The organism is Winkia sp. C0117E2 (assembly GCF_056590455.1).
On the sequence record NZ_JBWPWD010000008.1, the window covers coordinates 1 to 21,699 of the forward strand.

Here is a 21,699-nt window from a genome sequence, read left to right on the forward strand (position 1 = left end):
CGCCCCGCCCACCCGCGCAGCTCAAATGGGGCACCGTATTCGCGTTACCATGGCTGTATGCGAGCACTCATCCAACGCGCAGAAGGCGCCAACGTAACGGTCGAAGGAAAGCAGCTGGGAGGCTTTACCGGGCAGGGATTGATGGTTCTGCTTGGTATCACCCACGAAGATGGCAAGGAACAGATAGATAAGGTAGTTCGCAAGATCGCCGATCTTCGCATTTTCGAGGACGAAACTTCCGCCAGCGACAACGACGCTCCCATTCTGCTGATCAGCCAATTCACCCTGTATGGGGACACTCGCAAGGGGCGTCGTCCGTCCTGGTCGAAGGCTGCTCCTGGGCAGGTAGCTGAACCGATATACGAGGCTGTCGCGGCTGGCCTTAGAGAGCGCGGCCTGCACGTAGAGACCGGCCAGTTTGGCGCCCACATGAAGGTTTCCTTCACTAACGACGGACCCTACACCGTACTGGTCGAGGCCTAGTCCCTATACTCTGTGTCTGCCGATGGGCAGTACCAGGGGCGCCCCGGAGGTTGGGTCGGCGATCACCCGGGCATTGATGCCAAATACCTGCCGCATATTTGCGGCCGTCACTACTTCGGCCGGACTGCCGGCTGCAACAATTTTGCCCGCCCTCATGGCGATCAGCTGGTCGCAGTAGCGGGCGGCCATGTTCAGGTCGTGTAGCACCATCAAGATGGTGGTGCCGCGTTCCTGGTTGAGTTCTACCAGCAGGTCCAAAATGTCCAGCTGGTTAGCTACGTCTAGGTAGGTGGTGGGCTCATCCAGTAGCAGCACGTCGGTATCCTGAGCCAGGGCCATGGCGATCCACACGCGCTGGCGCTGCCCACCCGATAGTTCCTCTATGGGCCGGTTCGAAAATTCGGCGGTGCCCGTCGCCTCTAGGGCGTGGGCAATGATCTGATAGTCCTGCTTGCTGTAGCGGCCCCACAGCCCAAGGTGCGGGTGTCGCCCTCGCCCAACCAGGTCAGCTACCGTTATCCCTTCTGGAGCAACCGGAGACTGCGGCAGCAGCCCCAGTACCTTAGCCAATTCCTTGCCGGTAAAGTCGGAAAGGGACTTCCCGTCGAGCTCCACGCGACCACTGGCCGGGGCCAGCAGCCTAGAGAGGGCGCGCAGCAATGTTGATTTCCCGCACCCATTGGGGCCCACTATTGCGGTAATTTTTCCGGGTTCTACCTGCACAGAAAGGTCTGTAGCGACCGGCTGCGCCCCGTAGGTTAGCGTGAGAGTTTTTGCCTGCAGTGAAGCCATTACAGCGTCCTTCCTTCCCTGTTGGCGCGCACCAGCAGCACCACCAAGAAGGGTGCTCCCAGGGCCCCGGTTATGACTCCCACCGGGTAGGAGGTTCCGAACGCAAACTGACCCACAAAATCGGACAGCAGCACCAGAGCCGCCCCTACCAGTGCGGCGGGGAACAGCAGCGGACTCGCCGGCCCGAATATACGTCCGGCAATTGGTCCGGCCATGAACGCCACGAATGCCACGGGCCCGCACGCGGCCGTTGCCACCGCGATCATCGCGACCGCGTACCCAATGAGCAGTAGTCGTTTGCGCTCTACCGAAACGCCTAGGCTGGCTGCGGAGTCGTCGCCGAGCCGCAACACATCCAGATCCCGCGCGTTCATTCCGAGGGCGACTAGTCCCGCTACGCAGATGAGCGCCACGGGCATGACTCGTTCCCAGGTTGCCCCGTTTAGCGACCCCGACATCCATCTGGCGGCCTGGTTTAGGTCCCACGCGGCCGCCCTCGAGAGGGCATAGGTGACCACGGAATTGAGCGCGGCCGCCATCCCAATGCCGATCAGGATGAGGCGGGTCCCCGCAAAGCCGTCGCGCAGCGACAGGAAGTAGATCAGCCCGGCTACTGCCAGCCCTCCCAGGAGCGCCCACGCCGACACCGCCATCGCGGAGAGGTCGAAAAACAGGATCGCAACAACGCCGGCGGCGCTTGCCCCCGCGGAAATTCCGATTACATCCGGGGAGGCCAGTTGGTTTCGCAGCAGAGTTTGGAAGGTGGTGCCAGCGGCCCCGAAGCATGCTCCGGCCACCACGGCGAGGGCGGCGCGCGGCAACCGTAGTTCCCCTACCGTGTAGGAGGCTCCCGGCACGTCGCGGCCGGCGATGACGCCCGCTACTTCGGCGGGGCTGTAGTAAGTCTGCCCGAACAGTAGTGAGGCCACGAATAGGCCGCCCACAATGGTGGCGAGGAGCGCCATTAGGCAGAGGCGGCGGCGCCGTAGGCGGGCGGAGCGCCTGCTGAGCTGTGTTGCCATTCCCATTACAGCGCCTGACCCTTCTGCCTGCGCACAATCCAAATGAAGAAGGGAGCTCCCAGTAGCGGCGTAATGATGCCTACGGCGATCTGCTCGGGACGGGCAACCACGCGTCCTACCACGTCTGCGGCCAGTAGCAGCCCGGCTCCTCCCAGTGCCGCAAACGGCAGCAGCCACCGGTGGTCCGGGCCGAGCAGCAGCCGAAATAGGTGGGGCACGATCAAGCCCACGAAGGCGATAGGCCCGGCCAGGGCGGTAGCTACCCCACACAGCACCACTGCCGCAATTGAGGAAAGTGCGCGGGTGCGAGCTACGTCCTCGCCCAATCCTCTGGCCAGATCATCGCCCAAGGCCATTGCGTTCAGCCCACGCGCGCAGGCAGTGGCCATTGCGAAGGCTACTACGAGGGCGGGGATGGCCCAGCTCATGCGGGTCCAATCGGCCCGGCCGAGCCCGCCAATCTGCCAGAAGCGGTAGGAGTCTAGCGCCTGCGCCCTGGGCAGCAAGATGGCGTTCGCGAATGACACTAGTGCCGCGCCGGTAGCCGCGCCGGCGAGGGCGAGTTTCAGGGGCGAGGGGCCGCCGCGCCCCAGGGAACCAATTGCGTATACTGCGCCAGCGGCCACGCCGGCCCCGATAATGGCCAGTAGCATCTGCACGTTAGGGCTGGTAATGCCGAAGAAGGCGAGGCCGGCCACCACCGCGAAGGAGGCTCCGGGCAGGACCCCGAAGATGCCTGGGTCTGCCAGTGGGTTGCGGGTTACTGCCTGCATTAGTGCGCCCGCTACGGCCAAGGAGGCCCCTACTAGCAGTCCGAGCAGGCAGCGGGGCAGGCGGGTGGAGGCGACGGCTTGGCCCACGCCCTCTTGCTTTCCTAGCAGTGCCGCCCACACGTCAGCCGGGCTGACGTTGCGCACTCCTAGGGTGATTTCTAATAAGCAGAGCCCTGCTAGCGCTACCAGCCCAACGCCTAGTAGCGCCCACCGCTTCTTGCCCTCTACCACCCGCTTTGGCGTGCTGTTACTTGAGGGCGCCATCTAGCAGGTCAAGGAACTTGCCGAATCCCCACTGCAGTCCGAGCGGAGACGGATTTGCTGCCGCTCCCAGATCGTCATTCTTCAGCACGGCTACGTGCCCGGCCTTCACCGCGGGAATGCGCCCTACTAGCGGGTGCTTTTGCATGTCGGCTACTAGCGAGGTCGGGTCGTCCTGCGGCCCGTAGGTGACTATCAAGTCCACGTCAGAGAACATTTCTGGCTTGTCCGAGGAAACCTCCTTATAGAAGCTGTCGGTGTTGCCCGAATACTTCTTCACAATGTCCGGTACGCCCATTCCGGCTTTTTCGAGGATGTCTGCACGCGGGTCGCCACTGACGTAGAAGCCCACCTTAGATAGGTCCGAGCCGTTCGTGCCGAAGGCTGTAAACAGCACCTTCTTGCCTTTCAAGTTCGGGTGCTTGGCCATCTGCTGGTCCACTTCCTTGTCCAGGTCGGCCAACAGCTGTTTGCCTTCCTTTTCCATTCCTAGCGCTTTCGAGTCCATGGTGACCATCTGCTTCATAGTGGTATTCCACGGCTTGTTCGGGTAGGCAACTGTGGGGGCAATCTTGGACAGCTTTTCGTAGTCTTCTTTTGTAAGCCCGGAGTAGGCGGCCAGGATCACGTCCGGCTTCGTATCGGCAACCTTTTCGAATTGGATGCCGTCGGTTTCGTCAAAGAGGACGGGCTTTTCCCCGCCCAGTTCTTCGACTTTTTGTTTTACCCAGGTGACCATGCCGTCCCCGTCGGCGTCACCGAAGGCGGCCTTGGGCATTCCTACCGGTTGAATGCCGAGGGCGAGGGGTACTTCCTGGTTGTTCCAGCCCACCGTTGCTACCCGTTTTGGCTTGCCGGTGATTTTGGTGGTGCCGAGCGCGTGGGTAATCGAAACGGTCTGGCCTTCCCCTTCGTTTTTTCCCGAGGACGCAGCGTCATTTTCCGCTGGCGAACAGGCAGTTAGGGCGAGGGCGGCGCTGGCTGCGAGGGCAGCTAAAATACGTAGCTTTTTCATTCTCACATTCACATTCGTAGCTGAATACTTAGGCCAACCTATCCTAGCGCTACGACAGTGGCTACTCCAGAGCGCGGCTCGCTCCTGGGTGAATTGATTGAAATATTGCCCGGATACTAACTGCCGCGCGGGGCAGCACCTGCACCCCGCGCGCAATTGTTTTGGTTAGGCCAGCCCCAGGCCCGCCTTTTGGCCTCCGGTCAGGCCCGCGGTTGAGCCTCGCAGCCCTGCCCCTGGGCGTTCGGTCGGAGACACGTCCGCTTTGCCGGCCGGGTCCACGATGTCGCTTAGTAGCCCGGCTACTCCGCCCACATCTACCTGCCCGCTCTTGGCAGACCGTTTCACTAGGGCCAGCCCAATGGGTCCGTCCTCGCAGTGGCGGGCAACAGAGGTGAGGGTTCCTACCTTCTTGTCCCCTACCTTTATTTCGGTACCCACCTGGGGTAGCTCGTCGGCAGAGCCATCGAGCGAGACAAAGGCGAGGCGGCGCGGCGGGCGCCCTAGATTCACAATGCGCGCCACCGATTCTTGCCCGCAGTAGCAGCCTTTGTGCAAGTGTACGGCTGTTCTTAGCCAGTCCAGCTCGTGGGGCAGGCAGCGGGCGTCTACCTCGCGCCCAAAGCGAGGCCGGTGGGCCAAAATCCGCATCGCTTCCCACGCGGCGATACCGGCAAGGGTCGGTTCGCCAACCTCGTAGCCCAGTTCGGTTTCCAGTGGGAACCCATCGTTGGCGTTCTTCAGCACGGCGGCTACGGCCTCTTCTAGGCTGGCGCGAGGGGCGAGCCAGATCGCAAACTGCAACGCGTCTTCAGGGGCGGGCCCGTAAGAGGCTCCCCCTTCGCATACTCCCGGCCACGGGTCTTCCCACACCAGTTCGCCAGCTAGGGCCCTCTGCAGCGGCCCACCCAGCGTGAATCCCATAGGGGCCAGATCGGTGGCGACCTCGACTTCGAGCCTGGACATAAAGCGCATTCGCAAGATGTAGTCGGCCATCTGCTCGGCACGGCCAGCGTCAGTTATCAGGTAGGCCACGTCGTGGCGATCAATAATTGCGGCCGAAAAAGCAACGTGCCCGTTGGCATCCAGCAGCAACAGTTCCCGCGACTGCTCACCAATGTCCGTCACTATCTGCGTGCTCAGCGTTGTCAGCAGCGTAAGCCTGTCCGGGCCGCTTACTCGCACTACACCGAAGTGGGAGAGGTCGGTAAGGCCGGCGCCTACCTGCAACGCCCACTGTTCTGCTACCGGGTCCCCGTAGTAGGCGGCTACTGCCTGGTCGGGGCCTTGTCCGCATACTCGCCCTTTGGCAAGCGCCGAGGGCGCGGGCGCGCTGGCAGGTGCATATTCGGGCTCAATCTGCATTTTCAACCTTCGCAAGACGGCCCGAGAAGTCCGTGCCACCCTGGTCGCCGCGGGCCACGTCCTGCGTCCAGAACAATTCGCTGTTTACGAGCCCAAACATGCGCGACGCCTTTGCCGGGGCAGCCGTGTCGGAGGCCAGTTTGATCGAGATTCGGGGGCCGGAAGCCATACCATCCCAGGTGCCGCTTGCCATGGGGTGGCCCTTGCTCGACACTTCGATGCTGGCCTGCACGGGACCCGAACCGGAGTCCGCCACGTTCCGCACCCTCCACCTGGCTTCTTCTTGCCAAAGCTGTTCGCCCTTTTCGAGGCCGCCTACGCCCTCGCGCGCCGTGGCGGTGACGGGAATATCGCCTTCCCTAGGCGTGGCTGCGTAAGTGGTGGTGGTTTGCAGCAATTCTTCGCCTTGAGCGGTGAACGTGATTTCTTGGATGATCATGTGGTCATCCCCATCTGGAACGACCTGCGAACCATAGCCGCGCCACGATCCGACTAGCCAGGCTAGCGGGTAGAGGGTGCGGGGCAAATCAGCATCAATAGTGAACATGCCCCCACCTTACCGATCTATGCGCCGGCTAGCCTAGCGAGGGCGTAGGCCGGGATGGACATTGCCAGCGGCATCATCAGTCCGGTAGCAATAAGGGCGCTGACTGGAACCGGTTTTTTGTCTAGGGCGCGGAAGTCTGCAACGAAGCCCTGCACAAAGAATGCGCCGGCGGACAGGACGGCTCCAAAGATTGGAAACAGCAGGTAGGGGCTGGACCAGGTTGCTGGCAGCGACGGCAGGAATACTTTCGTGGTGGCGTTCAGGGCAGAAGAATTGGTGATTATCACTGCCACAATTAGGCCAACCACTACCCCTGCTCCTAGGGATACGCCCAGTCGTTTTAGCCCGCGGCGGAAGAAGCCACCCACCGAGGCCACGATGATTACTAGCCCAACGGGCAGAGCCATCAGCTGCCACAGTGGGTCTTCCCCCAATGCCACCCAGGAGGCGCCCGCGGTGGCGATTGCCGCGCCGGTGGCCGAGCAGGCTACCGAGATTGACATGTGGGTGCGTTCCATCCCGCGCGAAATCTCGCCGATAAAGGTTGCTAGCAGTGCAAAAGAAAAGCACGCCGGCACCGAAGAGAAATCTTCGGTAAACATCAAAACAATCAGAGTCACGAGCGACACGATCAGTGCCACGGCGGAGGAGACCAGTGGGGCGGGGGCGTGCGCCGCCCTCCCCCAGGGGATACAGAAGCCGGCGACCATTGCCCCGACTATAGCGGCGAAGACCGGGAAGGGGCACAGCGCCCCGACGATCAGCGCCAACCCGGCGAAAGCGGTGGTCAGATAGAAGGCGGGCCGATTCGCAAGGACTTTCCCCCACGTCTCGGTAGTTCCTGCCGTTCTGGCCTTTTGCTGCTTTCTCACGCGCCTATAGTCTCATAAGTTCTGCAATTTTTTGCTTTCCTTCCCCGCTCGGCGCCTTTCGCTGGCGCTGCCCTTACTTTCCCCGGCCCTTTCTTTCTTTTCGAGGGCGAGGTATCTTCCCTGTTCGCGCCTTCGATTTGCTCAACTAACTTTTCCGTAACAGCTAGGACCAGCGCGTATGCATAGGTGGCGGACAACCGTTACACTAAAGGTGGCGTCGGACCGTTTTGCCCCGGGCTCCACTTATAGCCGCTACGAGCGGCCTTCGCGCCGACAGGCGCATCTCGGTCCGACGTCTTTTTCTATGCTCATGCGAACCTATAGCCCCGCCCCGAAAACGGTAGCGGGGCATTCAGGCCCAAAAAACACAAAAATGAAAGTGGGGTTCGTCACAGATTGTTGCGACGCCTGATTTGTTAACCCCAAGGTAAACGGCTATTTACCCGATGATAATTGCGCGACCACAAAAGCACTTCAAAACATTCATGGGACTATTTGAGATTTAACCCCTTAGATTCAAACTAGGCTTTTATTGCAATACCGCGAACGAAATGGAGTTTAGGCCGACATGTTCAACCGCATTTTTAAACGGTCGAAGTCTTCGGACGATTCATTCTTTGCTCTAATGGCGCAGACCGCGTTGCGGCTGAAAGACGCAACTGAGCTGCTGGCACAGATCATTCACGCGAATCCCGAGGATCGCCCTCCTCTTCGCGACAAGCTGCACGACGTGGAGCACGCCGCTGACGAGCTCACCCACCAGATTTCCCGCAAACTCAACCAGACTTTCGTCACTCCCCTAGACCGGGATGACATCCAGATGCTTGCCTACGCCCTAGACGATTGCGTGGATCAGGTGGACGAGGGCGGCGGCCTGATCGTCACCTACAACGTGGACGCCTTCCCCAAGCAGCTTTCCGTGCAGGTAGACGTGCTGCAGCGATGCGCAGAACTGACTGCAGACGCCATGCCCCGCCTGAACGGCCTTTCCGACTTGCGCGACTACTGGGTAGAAATCAACCGCCTGGAAAACGAGGGCGACGTTGCCTACAACAAGCTACTCGCCAAACTGTTCAACTCTGATCTAGATCCGATCGATATTATTAAGCTGAAGGACATCATCGATTCCTTGGAAGAAGGCATTGATTCCTTCGAGACTTTGGCAAACACGATCGAAACGATCGCGATCAAGGAGTCCTAAGCCGTGGAACTCACACTAGTCCTAGTCGCCCTGGTGGTAGTACTGGCACTAAGTTTCGACTTCACCAACGGTTTTCACGACGCTGCCAACGCGATCGCTACCTCGGTATCCACCCGCGCACTAACGCCGCGTGCTGCCCTAATCATGGCCGCGTCCATGAATATCGTGGGCGCGCTTTTAGGCACCGAAGTTGCCAAAACCATTGGTCAGGGCATTATCGACATCAGCCAGTACTCTGAAGCGGCAGATCCGAGCCTGCGCCTACACGGGCTGGTAATCATTCTGGCTGCCCTAATTGGTGCAATTACCTGGAACCTGATCACCTGGTGGTTCGGCCTGCCTTCCTCGTCCTCGCACGCCCTAATCGGCGGCCTGGTGGGCGCAGGTCTAGCCTCTGCCACCCAGGTGCAGTGGAGCGGCATTGTTGAAGAGGTCGTCATCCCCATGTTCGCCTCGCCACTGCTGGGCTTCGCAGTTTCCTACCTGGTAATGAAACTGGTTCTGGCCCTGTGCGCCAATCTGCAGTATCACCGTACAATGCGCCATTTCCGCATCGCCCAAACCATTTCGGCCGGGGCAATGGCCCTAGGGCACGGCCTCCAGGACGCCCAGAAAACAATGGGCGTCATTGTTATGGCACTGATGGCCGGCGGCTACCACGGCATTGACACTAATGGCGAACTAACCATCCCTCTGTGGGTGAAGCTCGCCGCAGCACTAGCAATTTCTGCCGGCACTTACTCTGGCGGTTGGCGAATCATGCGCACCCTCGGCCGCAAGGTCATCGAGCTAGACCCCGCGCACGGCTTCGTAGCCGAAACGGTTGCAGCCTCGGTACTCTACCTTGCCGCCTATGTCTTCCACGCCCCCGTTTCCACCACGCACACCATCACCGCCGGCATTATGGGCGTTGGCGCAACCCGCCGCCTGTCGGCAGTGCGCTGGGGAATGGCCGGCAACATCGCCGTAGCGTGGGTACTAACCATGCCCGCCGCAGCACTGGTTGCAGGCCTGCTATACCTGCCCCTACACCTGCTGATTGGGGCCTAACCCAAAAGTTTGCGCTCGCGGTCCGGGCGCAAAAAGTGCACACAGCTTTTTGGCTGTGTGCACTTTTCTTTGTCTTCTTTTTAGCCGAAGCGCCCGGACACGTAGTCTTCGGTTGCCTTGTTGGAGGGGTTCGAGAAGATCTTGTCGGTCTTGTCGATCTCTACCAGCACGCCGGGCTTGCCGGCACCTTCCAGGTTGAAGAAGCCGGTGCGGTCAGAGACACGCGCCGCTTGCTGCATGTTGTGGGTGACGATGACGATCGTGTAGTTCTCTTTCAACTTGATCATCAGGTCTTCGATCGCCAACGTCGAGATGGGGTCTAGTGCCGAACAGGGTTCGTCCATCAGCACTACCTTCGGGCGCACTGCCACTGTGCGGGCAATGCACAGGCGCTGCTGCTGGCCGCCGGAGAGCGAAGAGCCGGGCCGGTCCAGCCTGTCCTTGACCTCGTCCCACAGGTTTGCGCTGCGCAGGGATTCTTCGACCAGCGCGTCTGCGTCAGACTTGGCTAGACGACGCGAGTTTAGCCGCACCCCCGCCAGCACGTTCTCGTAGATGGACATGGTGGGGAACGGATTTGCCCGCTGGAACACCATGCCTACTAGGCGGCGCACCTGTACCGGGTCCACGTCCTTGTCGTAAATGTTCTTGCCTTCAATTAGCACTTCGCCCTCGACGTGGGCGCCGGGGATCGCTTCATGCATGCGATCTAGAGTGCGAAGGAAAGTAGATTTACCGCACCCGGAAGGGCCGATCAGCGCGGTGATCGAGTTCGGCTCAATTTCCATATTGACGCCGCGGACGGCTAGGAAATCGCCGTAGTAGATGTTTTCGTTGCGAACTTCAATGCGAGTAGACACTGCCATTTTCCTTTCGGGGTCTTAGTTGCGCCCCTTCGGGGCAACGGCCGTTGCAATTGCACGCGCAATAATGTTCAGGGCCATTACTAGGATGATTAGCGCGAGGGCGGCGGCCCAAGCACGCTGGTAGTTGATGTCGGCGATGCAAGTGCCACCGCCTTTACAGGGCACTAGGCCCTGCGAGTACTGCCGGTAGGCATACACCGGCAGCGTGGTCATCTGCCCCTTGAACGGGTCAAAGTTAATCCAGTTGACCAGGCCCGCGGTGAACAGCAGCGGGGCTGTTTCGCCAATGATGCGGGCGATTGCCAGCATGATCGACGTGGTGATGCCGCCAGCTGCGGTGCGCAGTACGACCTTCAGGATTACCCTCCACTTGGGCACGCCGAGGGCGAGTGCCGCCTCTCGTAATTCCTGCGGTACCAGCAGCAGCATTTCCTGACAGCCGCGCACCACGGTGGGGATCATGAGTACTGACAGTGCCACCGCACCTACGATGCCTGCCTGGTATCCGGGCTTTACTAGCAGCGCGAAGGCTGACAGGGCGAACAGGCCGGCGACGATCGAGGGGACGCCGGTCATGACGTCCACGAAGAACATGATTGCCCGAGCCAGCTTGTTGTTGCCGCCATATTCGGTAACGTACACGGCGGTGAATAGGCCAATTGGCGCCGATATGAGGGTTGCCAGGGCGGTGATGATCAGGGTACCAATGATGGCGTGGTAGATGCCGCCCGCATCCATGCCGCCCGAGACACCCTTCATGGACACTGCCACGAAGTAGGGGAAATCCCTGAGTAATCTGGCCCCGCCCCGAGCGACGGTAATCCACAGCAGGGACACCAGTGGGATCATGGCCAGGATAAAGCAGATCGAAACCACTACGGTCGAGATCTTGTCTTTGATTGCCCTGCGTCGGTTCAGACCCGGATCAGCAGGCGCGAACGGGTTATTCTTCGGGGCCTGCGGGCGGGCATCCGAGGACGAGGATGGGGCGAGCGCAGACGAGGAGCTGCGGGCCCTTGACGTATCAGACATTGGATCCCCCTACTTTGTGCCTGTGCGGGCTAGAATCCAGCGCGCAAGCATGTTGACGATCATGGTGATGAAGAACAGGGCCAGACCGGTGGCGAAGAGGCCAGACAGGGCGAGGCCGGTAGATTCGGGCTGTTGCAACGCAATGTTGGCCGCAATGGTCGAGTGCTTGCCCGCTTCAAGAATGTGGAACGAGTAGCTGGCGCCAACCGACAGCACCATTAGCACTGCCATGGTTTCGCCGAGCGCGCGTCCGAGCCCCAGCATGGATGCTGAGACGATGCCGGAGCGGCCGTGCGGCAGCACTGCCAGGCGAATCATTTCCCACCTGGTGGCACCAAGGGCCAGTGCTGCTTCTTCATGCAGCCCCGGGGTCTTTAGGAAAATTTCGCGGCTAATCGAGGTGACAATGGGAAGAATCATGACGGCTAGGATCACGGCGGCCGACGAGATGGTGCGCCCGGTCGGAGAGGCCACCCCGCCAAATAGGGGGAACCAACCGAAGTGGGCATTGAGCCACTTATTCAAAGGCACTAGCTTCGGCACTAGCCAGAGGGCGCCCCACAGGCCGTAGATTACCGAGGGGATAGCTGCCAGCAGATCCACCAGGTACCCCAGGGTTTGCGCCAGCTTCTTGGGCGCGTAGTGGCTGATGAAGAGGGCGATCCCGATTGCAACCGGCACAGCCATCAACATTGCCATGCCAGAACCTAGCAACGTACCGAATACCTGCGGCATCGTGAACTGCCAGATGTTTACGTGACTTGCCGACCCCATGGTGGTAAACACTTTGCCCTGCGCCAAGATCGCATCCTTGGCTTGCAGCAGCAAGAACACTGCTACCAACGCCAATGTGGCCAAAATGGTGATACCTGCCAGCAGGGCGATGGCGCGGAATACAGCGTTACCCGTTTTACCCGTTCCTTTGGAATCGGTCAGCAAGTTAGCTTCTGATCGCTTGACCGTCATGAACTTCCTACTTCCAACTCTCATGCGAAAGCGTTCGGTAGCGGTTTCCCACTACCGAACGCCTCGTTGCATAATTAGCCGATCTTGATCTTGTCTAGGCTCTTCTGAACCTTCTGTCGCATCTCGTCAGAAATCGGGGCAGAGCCTGCGCTCTCGGCAGCGGCCTTCTGGCCCTCCTTGGAGGAGACATACTCCATGAAGGCCTTTACTAGGTCGCCCTCTTCCTTTTCGTACTTGGAGCAGACGATCTCGTAAGAGATCATGATCAGCGGGTAGGCGCCCTCTTCCTTAGGAACGCGAACCACGTCCAGGGCCAGGTCGCCATCTGCGCGATCCTTGGCCGGCTCGGCGATGTCCGCAGCCTTGGCAGCGGTTTCCTGCGACGGAGCAGTGTAACCGTCACCGGACTTCAAAGAAGCAATGCCCAGATCGTCGCCTGCCTTAGAGAAGTCGGCGTAGCCGATGGTGCCCTCGGTGGACTGTACTGCCTGGATCAGGCCAGAGGTCTTGTCACCGGTCTCGCCACCAGCAATTGGCCAGGTCTTGTCGGCTTCGTCAGTCCACACGTCCCCAGCGGCTTCGTGAAGGTAAGAGGTGAAGTTTTCGGTAGTACCGGACTTGTCAGAACGGTGAACCGGGGTGATTGCCAGATCGGGTAGCTTGGCATCCGGGTTGGCCTTGGCAATGGCCGGATCGTTCCAGTTCTTGATTTCGCCCTTGAAGATCTTGGCAACTACGTCAGGATCCAGGTTCAGCTTCTTGACGCCCTTGATGTTGAAGACGACGGCTACCGGGGAAATGTAGGTGGGCAGATCGAAAGCATCGGCGCCACAGCGATCCTTGGCCTTCTTTACTTCGTCGCCCTCGAGGTATGCGTCGGAACCGGCCCACGCTACCTGCTTGCCAATGAACTGTTCAATGCCAGCGCCCGAGCCAACTGCACCGTAGGTGATCTGGGCATCGGGGTTGTTTTCCATGAAGGTCTGAGTCCAGGTGGTCATTGCCGACTCCTGTGAGGAAGCGCCCGCACCCTTCAGGGAACCGGATACGGATTCGCTCTGCTGCGAAGTCTTGTCATTGCCGTCCGCCTTTTCGCCAGTAGCGTTGTCGGAACCGCAAGCAGCTAGTGAGGTGACCGCGAAGGAAGCGGCTGCAGCCACACCCAGGAACTTGTAAAACTTCTGATTCACTTGTGATACTTCCTATTCTTCGTACCGAATGGGAGGGCCTAGGCCCTGACATGTACAAGGTACGGAAGTCAGGTGTAGATAAAGTTCAACCCAAGTGAACAGTTGGTGAACAAACTCGATTTACAGTTGTGACGTGCACATACGCTAACGGCGGTGAGTTAGAACACTCTAATGATTCGGTTTCTTACCTTACGCGCGCACCAGTTCGAGGGCGACTACCACCGGTCGGCATTCCAGCTGCGCTTCCCGATCTACCGCAGCGGGAGCCGAGACTGCCTTGACAGGCTGAGCCTTCGACTTCTTCGCAGGCTTGGTGGTGCGCAGGGCCGACCCCTTGGTGGGGAGCGCTACCGGAGTTCCCTTCTTACCCGCCAGCAGCGCGGGCGACGGGCCCTTCTTCTTCGGCTTGGCCTCGTGCTCCAGTTCCGGGCCGCCCTCGTAAGCGACGGGCACTTCCCCACTGTCAGACAGCAGATGCGCCACGGGCGTGGGCAACGGATCGTCCTCGGCAAGAGGCACGAGCGCGATGTGGGCAACCAGCATTTGCGCGGTGTGCAGATACGGGTCTTCCTGCGGCAACTGCCGCGTAATAGCGTTCGGAGTGATCCCGGCTAGGGCTCCGACGAGGGCGGGCAAAGTAGGCCGGTGCACGCACACGCCCCTGGCCTGCCCGTCCGCCAGCCACTTCTTGGCCAGTTCGCGCACGGCAGTCCCGTCTGCCGCATAGGCAGCCTCGGTCAGATCCGCGAGCGCGGTAAGAGGCGCGCCAGTGAGGGTGGCAAAAGGAGCCACGGTCTGGAAGCAGCGCCGCCACGGCGAGGTCAGTACCTGGCCGATGCCATAGGCGGACAGGATCGGAACCAGGTTCTTGGTTTGCCCGACACCCTTGCGAGCGAGCGGGCGGGCCGATTCTTCGCCCTCCCACTTCTTGCGCCCTACCGCCTTGGCGTGGCGCATGATCAGCAGCGGCTGGGTTTGTGCGGTGCGGTTACGAATGTGCGCAACCGCCTCGTCGAGTAGACGCTGGTCCCCTCGCCGGGTAAGCATTTTGCGGGCTTTAGCAGGCTTCGCCCACTTGGTCTGATCGATTTCAGAGATGGGGGCACGCTTGGCGAGCGGACGGCCAACCATTGCCGGCTCACTGACATCTAGCTGGCCCAGCCAGTAGCGCACCTCTTTGGTGTGCCCGACGCCCAGCCGGTACCGCTGTGTCTGCAACGGCACGCCCAGGCGCACCGCAAAGCCGGTTTCCTCTTCGACCTCGCGGACAGCGGTAGCCACTATGTGTTCACCGCGTTCCATCTTGCCCTTCGGCCACGACCAATCGTCGTAGCGGGGCCGGTGCACGATCAGCACCTCAATGTCGGCCTCACTGCGCGGAATCTGCGTTCCCGGGATTGTCCTGCCACCTTGGCGCAACCGCCACACAATAGCTCCACCTGAACGCACAATACGGGAAACAGGCGGCCGAGGGCGGGGCCTTGACATTGGACCATCCTTTCATTACCGGCATGCCGGATAGCTAATTCTAGTTGTTAACCCTACCCGCCCTTGCCGGTGAATGCCGAAACGTCTACTTACGCCCCTTGACACGCTTGTTAGCCTGCTCCATCAAATACGTCTGAATATCCAGCAGCGGCTGGCCTTCTTTGTCTTCGATGTGCCGCTTCCAAGTCCCATCCGCCTGCAGGTGCCAGCTGGAAACCTTCTCGGAAGCCTCCAGCTCTACCAAGCCTGCCAAATGTTCGATCATGTCAGGATCAGTGATGCGGATTAGTTCTTCGACGCGCCTGTCCAGGTTACGGTGCATCAGGTCAGCCGAGCCGATCCACACTTCGGTGTCTCCACCGTTGCAGAAGGAATACACGCGCGAGTGTTCCAGATACCGCCCCAGAATGGAGCGGACGCGGATATTGTCAGAGACGCCCTCGATCGGGGCACGCAATGCGCAAATACCGCGCACCACAATATCTACCGGGATGCCCTCCTGGGAAGCGTGGTAGAGGGCATCAATGATCGCTTCATCTACCAGCGAGTTCATCTTGAAGCGAATCCAAGCCGGCTTGCCCGCACGCTTGTTCTCTATTTCGCGGTTGATGCGCTCCAGTAGGCCCGGCCGAATGGAACGAGGCGCCACCAGCAGGCGGTGGAAGGTGGTCAGCGGCGCAAACCCGGACAGCTGATTGAACAGGCGGGTCAGATCCTGGGCTACGTCGCGGTCGCAAGTCAGCAACCCCAGGTCCTCGTACCCGCGCGCCGTCTTGGGGTGGTAGTTACCGGTGCCCACATGGCAGTAGCGGCGCAAACCGTCAGATTCCTGGCGCACCACCATCGACAGCTTGCAGTGAGTCTTCAACCCCACCATGCCGTAGACCACATGCACCCCGGCGCGTTCTAGTTTGCGGGCCCACCCAATGTTGGCCTCCTCATCGAAGCGGGCCTTAATCTCGACAATCGCCAGCACCTGCTTGCCAGCCTGGGCAGCGTCGATAAGTGCCTGCACGATCGGCGAATCGCCCGAGGTGCGATACAACGTCTGCTTGATCGCCAGCACCCTCGGATCTTTAGCCGCCTGGGTAACAAATTGTTGCACCGAAGTGGAGAAGGAATCGTAGGGGTGGTGCAGCAGCACGTCGCCGTTGCGGATCGACTCGAAAATGTCCGTAGGAGTGGCGGATTCGACCTCGGCAAGACCCGCGGCCGTAACCGGCAAAAATGGGGGGTACAGCAGATCGCGAATGTCCAGGTCGTGCAGGATGTTCAGGCAAGTCAGATCCAGCGGCTCCGGCAACCGGAATACGTCTGCCATCGAGATCTCGAGTTTTACCACCAGGAAGTTCAGCACGAAATCGCTAATACCTTCCGACACTTCCAATCGCACCGCCGGCCCGAAACGGCGCTTCAACAGCTCCGTCTCCATAGCCTGCAGCAGGTTCTCGGCGTCGTCCTCTTCAACCTCCAGGTCCTCGTTACGAGTGACCCGGAAGGTGTGGTATTCCAACACTTCCATTCCGGGGAACAGGTGATCCAGGTGGTGACCAATAACGTCTTCAATAGTGACGAAGGTGGCGCCCTCGGCCGTATCCGATGCCTCTTCGGGCCGAATGCCATCTACTACCTGGTCAACCGAAACAATACGCGGTAGCCCCTCAGGCACCTTCACGCGGGCAAAGTGCTGCTTGCCGGAAACGGGGTTGCGCAGCACAACCGCCAGGTTCAGGGACAGACCTGAGATATAGGGAAATGGGTGAGACGGATCCACTGCCAACGGGGTGAGCACCGGGAAAATCCGCTTGCGGAAGTAGCGGTGCAGCTGATGGCGCATTTCCTGGTCTAGGTCTTCATACTTGCACAGGTGTAGCCCTTCCCTGTCGAGGGCGGGCAATAAGGTTTCCTGCACAAAGTCGGCTTGGCGGCGGGTTAGCTTCTGTGCCCGGTCGGTAATGCCCGTCAGTACCTGCCGCGGGCTGAGGCCGGAGGCAGATGGGCGGGCGATGCCGGCGGCGATGCGACGCTTTAGCCCGGCTACGCGCACCATGTAGAACTCATCCAGGTTCGAGGTGACGATGGTGGTGAACCAGGCGCGCTCTAGCAGGGGCAGGCGAGTGTCTTCGGCCTGTTCCATTACGCGCAGGTTGAAGTCCATCCACGATAGTTCGCGATCGCCAAAGCGGCCCTCGGGCAAATTCACTTCCCTAGCGGGAGTCTTGGGTGGCTCCGGAACCTCCTCGGCCGGCGGGATGGGAGCGGGAGTGAGCGGGGTGGGCTCTGCCTGCTCGCTTTCTTCGGGCTCGTCCTCGAATTCGGAATCTTCGTGTTCGTGGCCGGGGAACTGGGAAGGATCGGCGGTGAAGTCTTTCGATTCGGCCGATTCAAAGCCTGATTCGTTTACGGCATCCGGCTTGGCAGCGGCCTCATCCGCCTCGGCCTCTGCCGCTACTTCCTGGGCGGGGCTTCCTTCCCGTTCCTGCGGCTCTTCAGCGGGGACACCTCCGGCCTGGGCGGCAGGATGGGAAAGTGAGTCCTGGTTATTAGTCTCGGGAATTTCCATACCGAAAGCGTTCCTCATATTTACCCCTTAGTTAAGGTTGTGGTTTGCCGCGGCGGTTGCTGCGGCCTCAAAATCATCAGCGGTCTTGGTCAGAGCCGAAGCCCTCCGAGTCACCTGGTCTGCCAACTCGTCCTTATCAGACGTAATCCAATCCGGGCCCGCAGCACCGGCGGCCAAAATGTGCATTACCTGTGCGGCCACCGCCAGGCGTTCGCCTACCCAATGGAGCGGTTCTTCGACCTCGTCAGGAGCCCCCGCCAGCACCTGGTTGATCGCCCCGAAAGCCTGATCGAACGGAGGCGGGTTCTTCACGCCGTGCGCCCGCTGCGGCGCGGCCAACCCCTCGTTATAGCGCTGCTGGGTGGTTTCTCTGTCCCGCCTTGCCCATTCGCGCAGCAAGTACAGCCGCCAGAGGGCGCCAGGCAGCGTAGAGGCGGGCTGGCCCGACCACAGTTCGGCCACCAGATCAACATTGCCTGATCCGGCTATCTGCCGCAGCCTGGGAACCAGCACCTCGGGGGTGGATATGGCATCGCCCAGCGTCATAGGCTTGTCAAAATGACCGTCAAAGGTGCCCAGCAACAGTTGCGCGGTAGTGTGCGCAATGTCGGAACGCAGCGCCGGGTCAGCATCCCCCACAATGTTTTCGGCATCTTCGGGTTCAAGCATCGCCGGCCGACGAAAACGGGCAGACATGGCACTCCTCCTAATATCAGACTCATTGTGAACTAATAAAGTAAATTTTAGTTGAATAAGCCCTCCCCTTCAGCGGCTATGGGCCATCCCAATTGCGCCAGTGGGAAACATTTGCGCTGGCACCACCCCATCCTCGCGCATCCGCCGAAGGCGCCCAGGCGCCACCAGTGCAATAGAGAGCAATATCTCGGCGATAAATTTCCCCGTTCCGCCCGGGTGCTGCTACGATTATGGGGCGCGCAAGCGCGGGCCTATAGCTCAATTGGCAGAGCAACGGACTTTTAATCCGTGGGTTCAGGGTTCGATTCCCTGTGGGCCCACCATCACCCCGGCAGCAGCCGGGGTTTTTATTTTCGCTTTGGCCTTGCCACGAAAAACACACTCGCAGCCCTAGAACTACGGTCCCAACAGGGAAAATATACAAAAGCGCAGGGAGTTACCTTTCCGGTAATCTACGCCACAGTCACGGGCGAATGTATTGACAATATTTTTGTGCCGAAATAAAAAGTTTCGTAGGCCACAGTCACGTAAAACAGTAGCCGCCGCCATTGCTGTACTCATTTTCCAGGCATTGCACCTTTGTCACACCCGCCCAACGAAGATGAAAAAACGTTCATTTTCATTGCGGGCCAAAATACCCAAAACATACTATTTTTGTGTTGCACTGCTGCGACAAACCTAGTCGCAGCGGGCTCTTTCCACCACCGGTGGGAACCATATTCGCTAGGTTCAATGACGAAGGTTTTTCAATGATTGAAAAGACAATATTTGCTCATAGAGGCGCAAACCGACTAGCCCCAGAAAACACCATGGCAGCCTTCCGCGCGGCTTTCGAGCACGGCGCGAAATGGATTGAAACCGACGTTGACATCGACAAAGATGGCACTCCTATTATCTGCCACGACACCACCTTGGATCGCACCACCGACCACACCGGGCGTTTCTACGATCTGACTGACGAAGAAGTAGCAAAGGTCGATGCCGGCAGCTGGTTCAGCAAGGACTTCAAGGGCGAACACCTGCCCACCCTGCACGAGCTGGTGGATTTCCTAAACGAGACCGGCATGAACGCCAACATCGAATTGAAAGCTAACGAAGAGGGCAAGGAGCGCAGCGAGCTCCTAGTGAAGAAGGTTGCCGAAGAACTAGCCCGCGTTGAAAAATCGCAGATCATTGTCTCCTCCTTCTCGTTCCTACTGCTTTACAAGATCAAGCAGATCGCTCCCGAAACCGTAATTGGTGCGCTGTGGGAAACCTGCGCCCTGTACGACGACTGGCGTTCCGTCCTCGAAATGTTGGGGGCAGAATACGTTCACCCCGAGGACGCGGGTCTAACCAAGGAACGCATCCAGGAGTTCCGCGACTTCGGCGTCGGCGTGAACGTGTGGACCGTAAACGATCCAGCCCGCATCAACCAGCTATTCCACTGGGGAGCCACCGGCGTATTTACCGACATTTCCCACCAACTGACAGACCGCTACTAAGAGGCCTAGTCTGGGCTAACTAAGCCCCTTGTATCGCACGCAAATGGAATTGCGCGCTAAGTAAAAGGACTTACGATGAATTCGAAAAAAATCCCTATCTTCCTGCGCAAGGGCAGGGTCGGCTCCTTCCTGACCGTGGTTATGGCCGGGCAGCTGGTCTACTCGACCTTCGAAGCCTTCAAAGGCTCATTGATGTTGCCACTAACCCACGCGCTAGGAATCGGTGTTGACGATTTTGGCGTTCTAATGGGCTGGCTGGGAATCGCAATGTTCCTGTACGTGCCCGGTGGCTGGGTCAACAACCGCTTCACCATCCGCTCCATTCTGATCTGGTGGTGCTCCTGGCGTCTGGTCACCTTCCTGATGCTCTACATGATCCCCAACCTAAGCTTCAAGATCATGGTTGCGATCGCGATCTCTTGGGGCGTTTGGGACGCGATCGGCTGGCCAGCGGTGGTCAACGGCGTCACCTTTGTTTCCAAGGACGCGGACACAAAGGGGCGCGGCCTGGCAATGGGGCTACTAGAAACCATCCGCCGCGCCGCAGAGTTCCTGATGAACATCGTCATCATCGGCATTATCGCCGTCTTCCCGGCAGCAGCCAACAAGATCATGATCGGCTTCGGCATCGGCTACTCGCTGCTGCTAGTTCCGCTAATCCTGGCGATCTTGAAGTTTGTACCGAAGAACGCCATTGCCGAATCTGAAGACATGGGCAAGAACGCCGCTGCGGCCGTTGGCCTACTGAAAGTGCTGCTTCGCCCGCGCGTGTGGCTGGCAGGCGTTGCCGGTCTGTGCCTGTACTGGTGCTACGTCAACCTGATCTACTCGTCGGCTCCTTACCTGCAACTGGTATTCCACGCTTCCGACGCAACCGCGGGCGTGTTCGGCATTTTGAACACGGGCCTGATCGGCGTCTTCGGCGGACTAGTTGCTGGGATCGTCGCGGACTACGTATTCAAGTCCTCGACCATGATGATGGGCGCCGCCCTCACGGTTACCGCGGCAGCTACCGCGATCATCCGTCTCCTTCCTTCCCAGCAGAATATGGTCTGGCCTGCAGTAGTCCTACTAATGGTTGTCGCATTCGGCGTGTTCATGGGCAAGGCAGTGATCTTGGCACCTATCGCCGAACTGCAGCTTCCTGAAGAGATCAACGGCTCGGCAATGGCAGTGGGCTCGTTCCTAGTTTACGCATCCATCTTCTGGGCGAACCCGCTGGCTGGCAAACTGGTAGAGGCCCACAAGGCTAACCCCTATGTTGGCTACCAGCAGATCTTCTGGATTACCTTGGTTGTTGCCATTGTCGGCGCAGTCTGCGCTTTCATCCTTGCTTTCATCAACAAGAAGATTGACAAGGTTGAAGATCAGAATGCCGACACCAAGGAAACGGCTCAGGCTTAGGCCTAGCCGACTGGCGGGGCTAGCTGGTGGGCCCTGCTAGTAAGGGGCGGACAGGTTTCCTGTCCGCCCCTCTATTACATCTACCGGTGCAGACAAGCGGCCTCCCGGTCGGTTACTTATCAGTCCACTGCAGGAAGCGCGTGTGCGAAATTTTATTGTGCCGATCCACCGAATCAATCCGCACCTTCATTGAGCGGCGCGCCAGTTTGCCCGTGGGGATCTGCTTGAATCCGATGATGGAATCGTGAGTATTTTCCAGCCCGTGCACCATGACCCTGGGGTAGGAACAGGTGAGCGGCGGGCCCTGCACCATCTCGTCACACATGAAGTAGGCGATGCCGTTGAAGTACAGGTTGCCAGAGACCTCGTGTTCGCCCTCGTTGTAGGAATAGACCTTGGCCGAAGACTTTTCGGGGGCATCCGCGTACTGCGCCCTATCATCAACGACCTTGTTGTTATTGGTGTAGGTGGGAGCGGACGCGGGACCAGGCTTGGGAGTGCTGGCACACGCGCTGGCGCCAAGGAGCAGCGTTAGCGCTGCTGCCAGCAGACATGAAGACTTTCTCATGTTTAAATCATGCGTTGGAAGGGCAGTAATGGCAAATATTTTCCCCTCTAACCTACGGGCGCGT

General features: G+C 59.5%; 20 protein-coding genes and 1 tRNA gene. 6 read left to right on the plus strand and 15 right to left on the minus strand.

The genetic code is table 11. The annotated features are described in order from the left end of the window. The first annotated feature begins 57 nt into the window (after nucleotides 1-57). The gene (gene dtd, locus AC1EKG_RS09900; RefSeq protein WP_004807228.1) at nucleotides 58-483 is read left to right on the plus strand and encodes a D-aminoacyl-tRNA deacylase; all 426 of its coding nucleotides are present in this window, start codon (nucleotides 58-60) and stop codon (nucleotides 481-483) included. A gap of 3 nt (nucleotides 484-486) precedes the next feature. On the opposite strand, the gene AC1EKG_RS09905 is transcribed toward dtd, so the two are convergent. The 7 genes from AC1EKG_RS09905 to AC1EKG_RS09935 all read right to left on the minus strand — a co-directional run bounded on the left by AC1EKG_RS09905 (nucleotide 487) and on the right by AC1EKG_RS09935 (nucleotide 7,127). Then, entirely contained in the window at nucleotides 487-1,275 is a 789-nt protein-coding gene (locus tag AC1EKG_RS09905) for an ABC transporter ATP-binding protein (protein ID WP_004807225.1), read from the minus strand. Further along, nucleotides 1,275-2,303, minus strand: coding sequence for a FecCD family ABC transporter permease (locus AC1EKG_RS09910; RefSeq protein WP_481067848.1), 1,029 nt, complete (start codon nucleotides 2,301-2,303; stop codon nucleotides 1,275-1,277). The genes AC1EKG_RS09905 and AC1EKG_RS09910 overlap by 1 nt, the downstream gene beginning before the upstream one ends. Further along, entirely contained in the window at nucleotides 2,303-3,334 is a 1,032-nt protein-coding gene (locus AC1EKG_RS09915; RefSeq protein WP_004807222.1) for a FecCD family ABC transporter permease, read from the minus strand. The genes AC1EKG_RS09910 and AC1EKG_RS09915 overlap by 1 nt, the downstream gene beginning before the upstream one ends. After that, complete coding sequence (locus AC1EKG_RS09920) at nucleotides 3,318-4,346, minus strand: iron-siderophore ABC transporter substrate-binding protein (protein ID WP_004807220.1); 1,029 nt, start codon at nucleotides 4,344-4,346, stop codon at nucleotides 3,318-3,320. Before AC1EKG_RS09920 ends, AC1EKG_RS09915 begins: the two co-directional genes overlap by 17 nt. A gap of 165 nt (nucleotides 4,347-4,511) precedes the next feature. Next, nucleotides 4,512-5,708, minus strand: coding sequence for a CAF17-like 4Fe-4S cluster assembly/insertion protein YgfZ (ygfZ, locus tag AC1EKG_RS09925; protein WP_004807219.1), 1,197 nt, complete (start codon nucleotides 5,706-5,708; stop codon nucleotides 4,512-4,514). Then, nucleotides 5,698-6,255, minus strand: a complete 558-nt coding sequence (locus tag AC1EKG_RS09930; RefSeq protein WP_004807217.1) for a heme-binding beta-barrel domain-containing protein — start codon at nucleotides 6,253-6,255, stop codon at nucleotides 5,698-5,700. The genes ygfZ and AC1EKG_RS09930 overlap by 11 nt, the downstream gene beginning before the upstream one ends. 17 nt (nucleotides 6,256-6,272) lie before the next feature. Then, a complete protein-coding gene (locus AC1EKG_RS09935; protein ID WP_004807216.1) occupies nucleotides 6,273-7,127 on the minus strand; it encodes a hypothetical protein in 855 nt (284 codons plus the stop codon). 568 nt (nucleotides 7,128-7,695) lie between these two features. Between AC1EKG_RS09935 and AC1EKG_RS09940 the strand changes: the two genes are divergently transcribed. Beyond that, the gene (locus AC1EKG_RS09940; RefSeq protein WP_004807214.1) at nucleotides 7,696-8,328 is read left to right on the plus strand and encodes a DUF47 domain-containing protein; all 633 of its coding nucleotides are present in this window, start codon (nucleotides 7,696-7,698) and stop codon (nucleotides 8,326-8,328) included. A gap of 3 nt (nucleotides 8,329-8,331) precedes the next feature. Then, nucleotides 8,332-9,378, plus strand: a complete 1,047-nt coding sequence (locus AC1EKG_RS09945) for an inorganic phosphate transporter (RefSeq protein ID WP_004807212.1) — start codon at nucleotides 8,332-8,334, stop codon at nucleotides 9,376-9,378. 80 nt (nucleotides 9,379-9,458) lie between these two features. Here the strand turns inward: AC1EKG_RS09945 and pstB are convergent, their stop codons facing one another. From pstB to AC1EKG_RS09980, 7 genes are all read right to left on the minus strand, one after another. Then, nucleotides 9,459-10,238, minus strand: coding sequence for a phosphate ABC transporter ATP-binding protein PstB (gene pstB / locus AC1EKG_RS09950; protein WP_004807210.1), 780 nt, complete (start codon nucleotides 10,236-10,238; stop codon nucleotides 9,459-9,461). Nucleotides 10,239-10,259: 21 nt separating this feature from the next. After that, on the minus strand, nucleotides 10,260-11,276 hold the full coding sequence (pstA, locus tag AC1EKG_RS09955; RefSeq protein ID WP_004807208.1) for a phosphate ABC transporter permease PstA: 1,017 nt from the start codon (nucleotides 11,274-11,276) through the stop codon (nucleotides 10,260-10,262). Nucleotides 11,277-11,285: 9 nt separating this feature from the next. Then, nucleotides 11,286-12,242, minus strand: coding sequence for a phosphate ABC transporter permease subunit PstC (gene pstC, locus AC1EKG_RS09960; protein ID WP_004807206.1), 957 nt, complete (start codon nucleotides 12,240-12,242; stop codon nucleotides 11,286-11,288). Between the two features lie 74 nt (nucleotides 12,243-12,316). Beyond that, nucleotides 12,317-13,432: a phosphate ABC transporter substrate-binding protein PstS gene (gene pstS, locus AC1EKG_RS09965; protein ID WP_004807204.1), complete on the minus strand. Its 1,116-nt coding sequence runs from the start codon at nucleotides 13,430-13,432 to the stop codon at nucleotides 12,317-12,319. A gap of 189 nt (nucleotides 13,433-13,621) precedes the next feature. Then, nucleotides 13,622-14,920 (minus strand): NUDIX hydrolase, encoded by a 1,299-nt coding sequence (locus tag AC1EKG_RS09970; RefSeq protein WP_481067849.1) that lies wholly within the window; start codon nucleotides 14,918-14,920, stop codon nucleotides 13,622-13,624. An 85-nt stretch (nucleotides 14,921-15,005) separates the two neighbouring features. Continuing rightward, nucleotides 15,006-17,501 carry an RNA degradosome polyphosphate kinase gene (locus AC1EKG_RS09975; protein ID WP_004807201.1) on the minus strand — a complete coding sequence of 832 codons (2,496 nt, stop codon included), beginning with the start codon at nucleotides 17,499-17,501 and terminating at the stop codon, nucleotides 15,006-15,008. 9 nt (nucleotides 17,502-17,510) lie between these two features. Beyond that, nucleotides 17,511-18,179: a hypothetical protein gene (locus AC1EKG_RS09980; protein ID WP_004807199.1), complete on the minus strand. Its 669-nt coding sequence runs from the start codon at nucleotides 18,177-18,179 to the stop codon at nucleotides 17,511-17,513. 247 nt (nucleotides 18,180-18,426) lie between these two features. Here AC1EKG_RS09980 and AC1EKG_RS09985 point away from each other — a divergent pair. From AC1EKG_RS09985 to AC1EKG_RS09995, 3 genes are all read left to right on the plus strand, one after another. Beyond that, nucleotides 18,427-18,502, plus strand: a tRNA-Lys gene (locus AC1EKG_RS09985). 426 nt (nucleotides 18,503-18,928) lie between these two features. After that, complete coding sequence (locus AC1EKG_RS09990; protein WP_004807195.1) at nucleotides 18,929-19,663, plus strand: glycerophosphoryl diester phosphodiesterase; 735 nt, start codon at nucleotides 18,929-18,931, stop codon at nucleotides 19,661-19,663. A gap of 75 nt (nucleotides 19,664-19,738) precedes the next feature. After that, nucleotides 19,739-21,067, plus strand: coding sequence for an MFS transporter (locus tag AC1EKG_RS09995; RefSeq protein WP_004807193.1), 1,329 nt, complete (start codon nucleotides 19,739-19,741; stop codon nucleotides 21,065-21,067). Nucleotides 21,068-21,179: 112 nt separating this feature from the next. On the opposite strand, the gene AC1EKG_RS10000 is transcribed toward AC1EKG_RS09995, so the two are convergent. Continuing rightward, a complete protein-coding gene (locus tag AC1EKG_RS10000; RefSeq protein ID WP_004807191.1) occupies nucleotides 21,180-21,635 on the minus strand; it encodes a hypothetical protein in 456 nt (151 codons plus the stop codon). Between the last annotated feature and the right edge of the window lie 64 nt (nucleotides 21,636-21,699).

Bases quoted from the DNA above. Each gene is read 5' to 3' on its own strand.
- dtd (WP_004807228.1), top strand. From the start codon at position 58: ATGCGAGCACTCATCCAACGCGCAGAAGGCGCCAACGTAACGGTCGAA.
- AC1EKG_RS09905 (WP_004807225.1), bottom strand. From the start codon at position 1,275: ATGGCTTCACTGCAGGCAAAAACTCTCACGCTAACCTACGGGGCGCAG.
- AC1EKG_RS09910 (WP_481067848.1), bottom strand. From the start codon at position 2,303: ATGGGAATGGCAACACAGCTCAGCAGGCGCTCCGCCCGCCTACGGCGC.
- AC1EKG_RS09915 (WP_004807222.1), bottom strand. From the start codon at position 3,334: ATGGCGCCCTCAAGTAACAGCACGCCAAAGCGGGTGGTAGAGGGCAAG.
- AC1EKG_RS09920 (WP_004807220.1), bottom strand. From the start codon at position 4,346: ATGAAAAAGCTACGTATTTTAGCTGCCCTCGCAGCCAGCGCCGCCCTC.
- ygfZ (WP_004807219.1), bottom strand. From the start codon at position 5,708: ATGCAGATTGAGCCCGAATATGCACCTGCCAGCGCGCCCGCGCCCTCG.
- AC1EKG_RS09930 (WP_004807217.1), bottom strand. From the start codon at position 6,255: ATGTTCACTATTGATGCTGATTTGCCCCGCACCCTCTACCCGCTAGCC.
- AC1EKG_RS09940 (WP_004807214.1), top strand. From the start codon at position 7,696: ATGTTCAACCGCATTTTTAAACGGTCGAAGTCTTCGGACGATTCATTC.
- pstA (WP_004807208.1), bottom strand. From the start codon at position 11,276: ATGTCTGATACGTCAAGGGCCCGCAGCTCCTCGTCTGCGCTCGCCCCA.
- pstC (WP_004807206.1), bottom strand. From the start codon at position 12,242: ATGACGGTCAAGCGATCAGAAGCTAACTTGCTGACCGATTCCAAAGGA.
- AC1EKG_RS09970 (WP_481067849.1), bottom strand. From the start codon at position 14,920: ATGTCAAGGCCCCGCCCTCGGCCGCCTGTTTCCCGTATTGTGCGTTCA.
- AC1EKG_RS09975 (WP_004807201.1), bottom strand. From the start codon at position 17,501: ATGAGGAACGCTTTCGGTATGGAAATTCCCGAGACTAATAACCAGGAC.
- AC1EKG_RS09980 (WP_004807199.1), bottom strand. From the start codon at position 18,179: ATGTCTGCCCGTTTTCGTCGGCCGGCGATGCTTGAACCCGAAGATGCC.
- AC1EKG_RS09990 (WP_004807195.1), top strand. From the start codon at position 18,929: ATGATTGAAAAGACAATATTTGCTCATAGAGGCGCAAACCGACTAGCC.
- AC1EKG_RS09995 (WP_004807193.1), top strand. From the start codon at position 19,739: ATGAATTCGAAAAAAATCCCTATCTTCCTGCGCAAGGGCAGGGTCGGC.
- AC1EKG_RS10000 (WP_004807191.1), bottom strand. From the start codon at position 21,635: ATGAGAAAGTCTTCATGTCTGCTGGCAGCAGCGCTAACGCTGCTCCTT.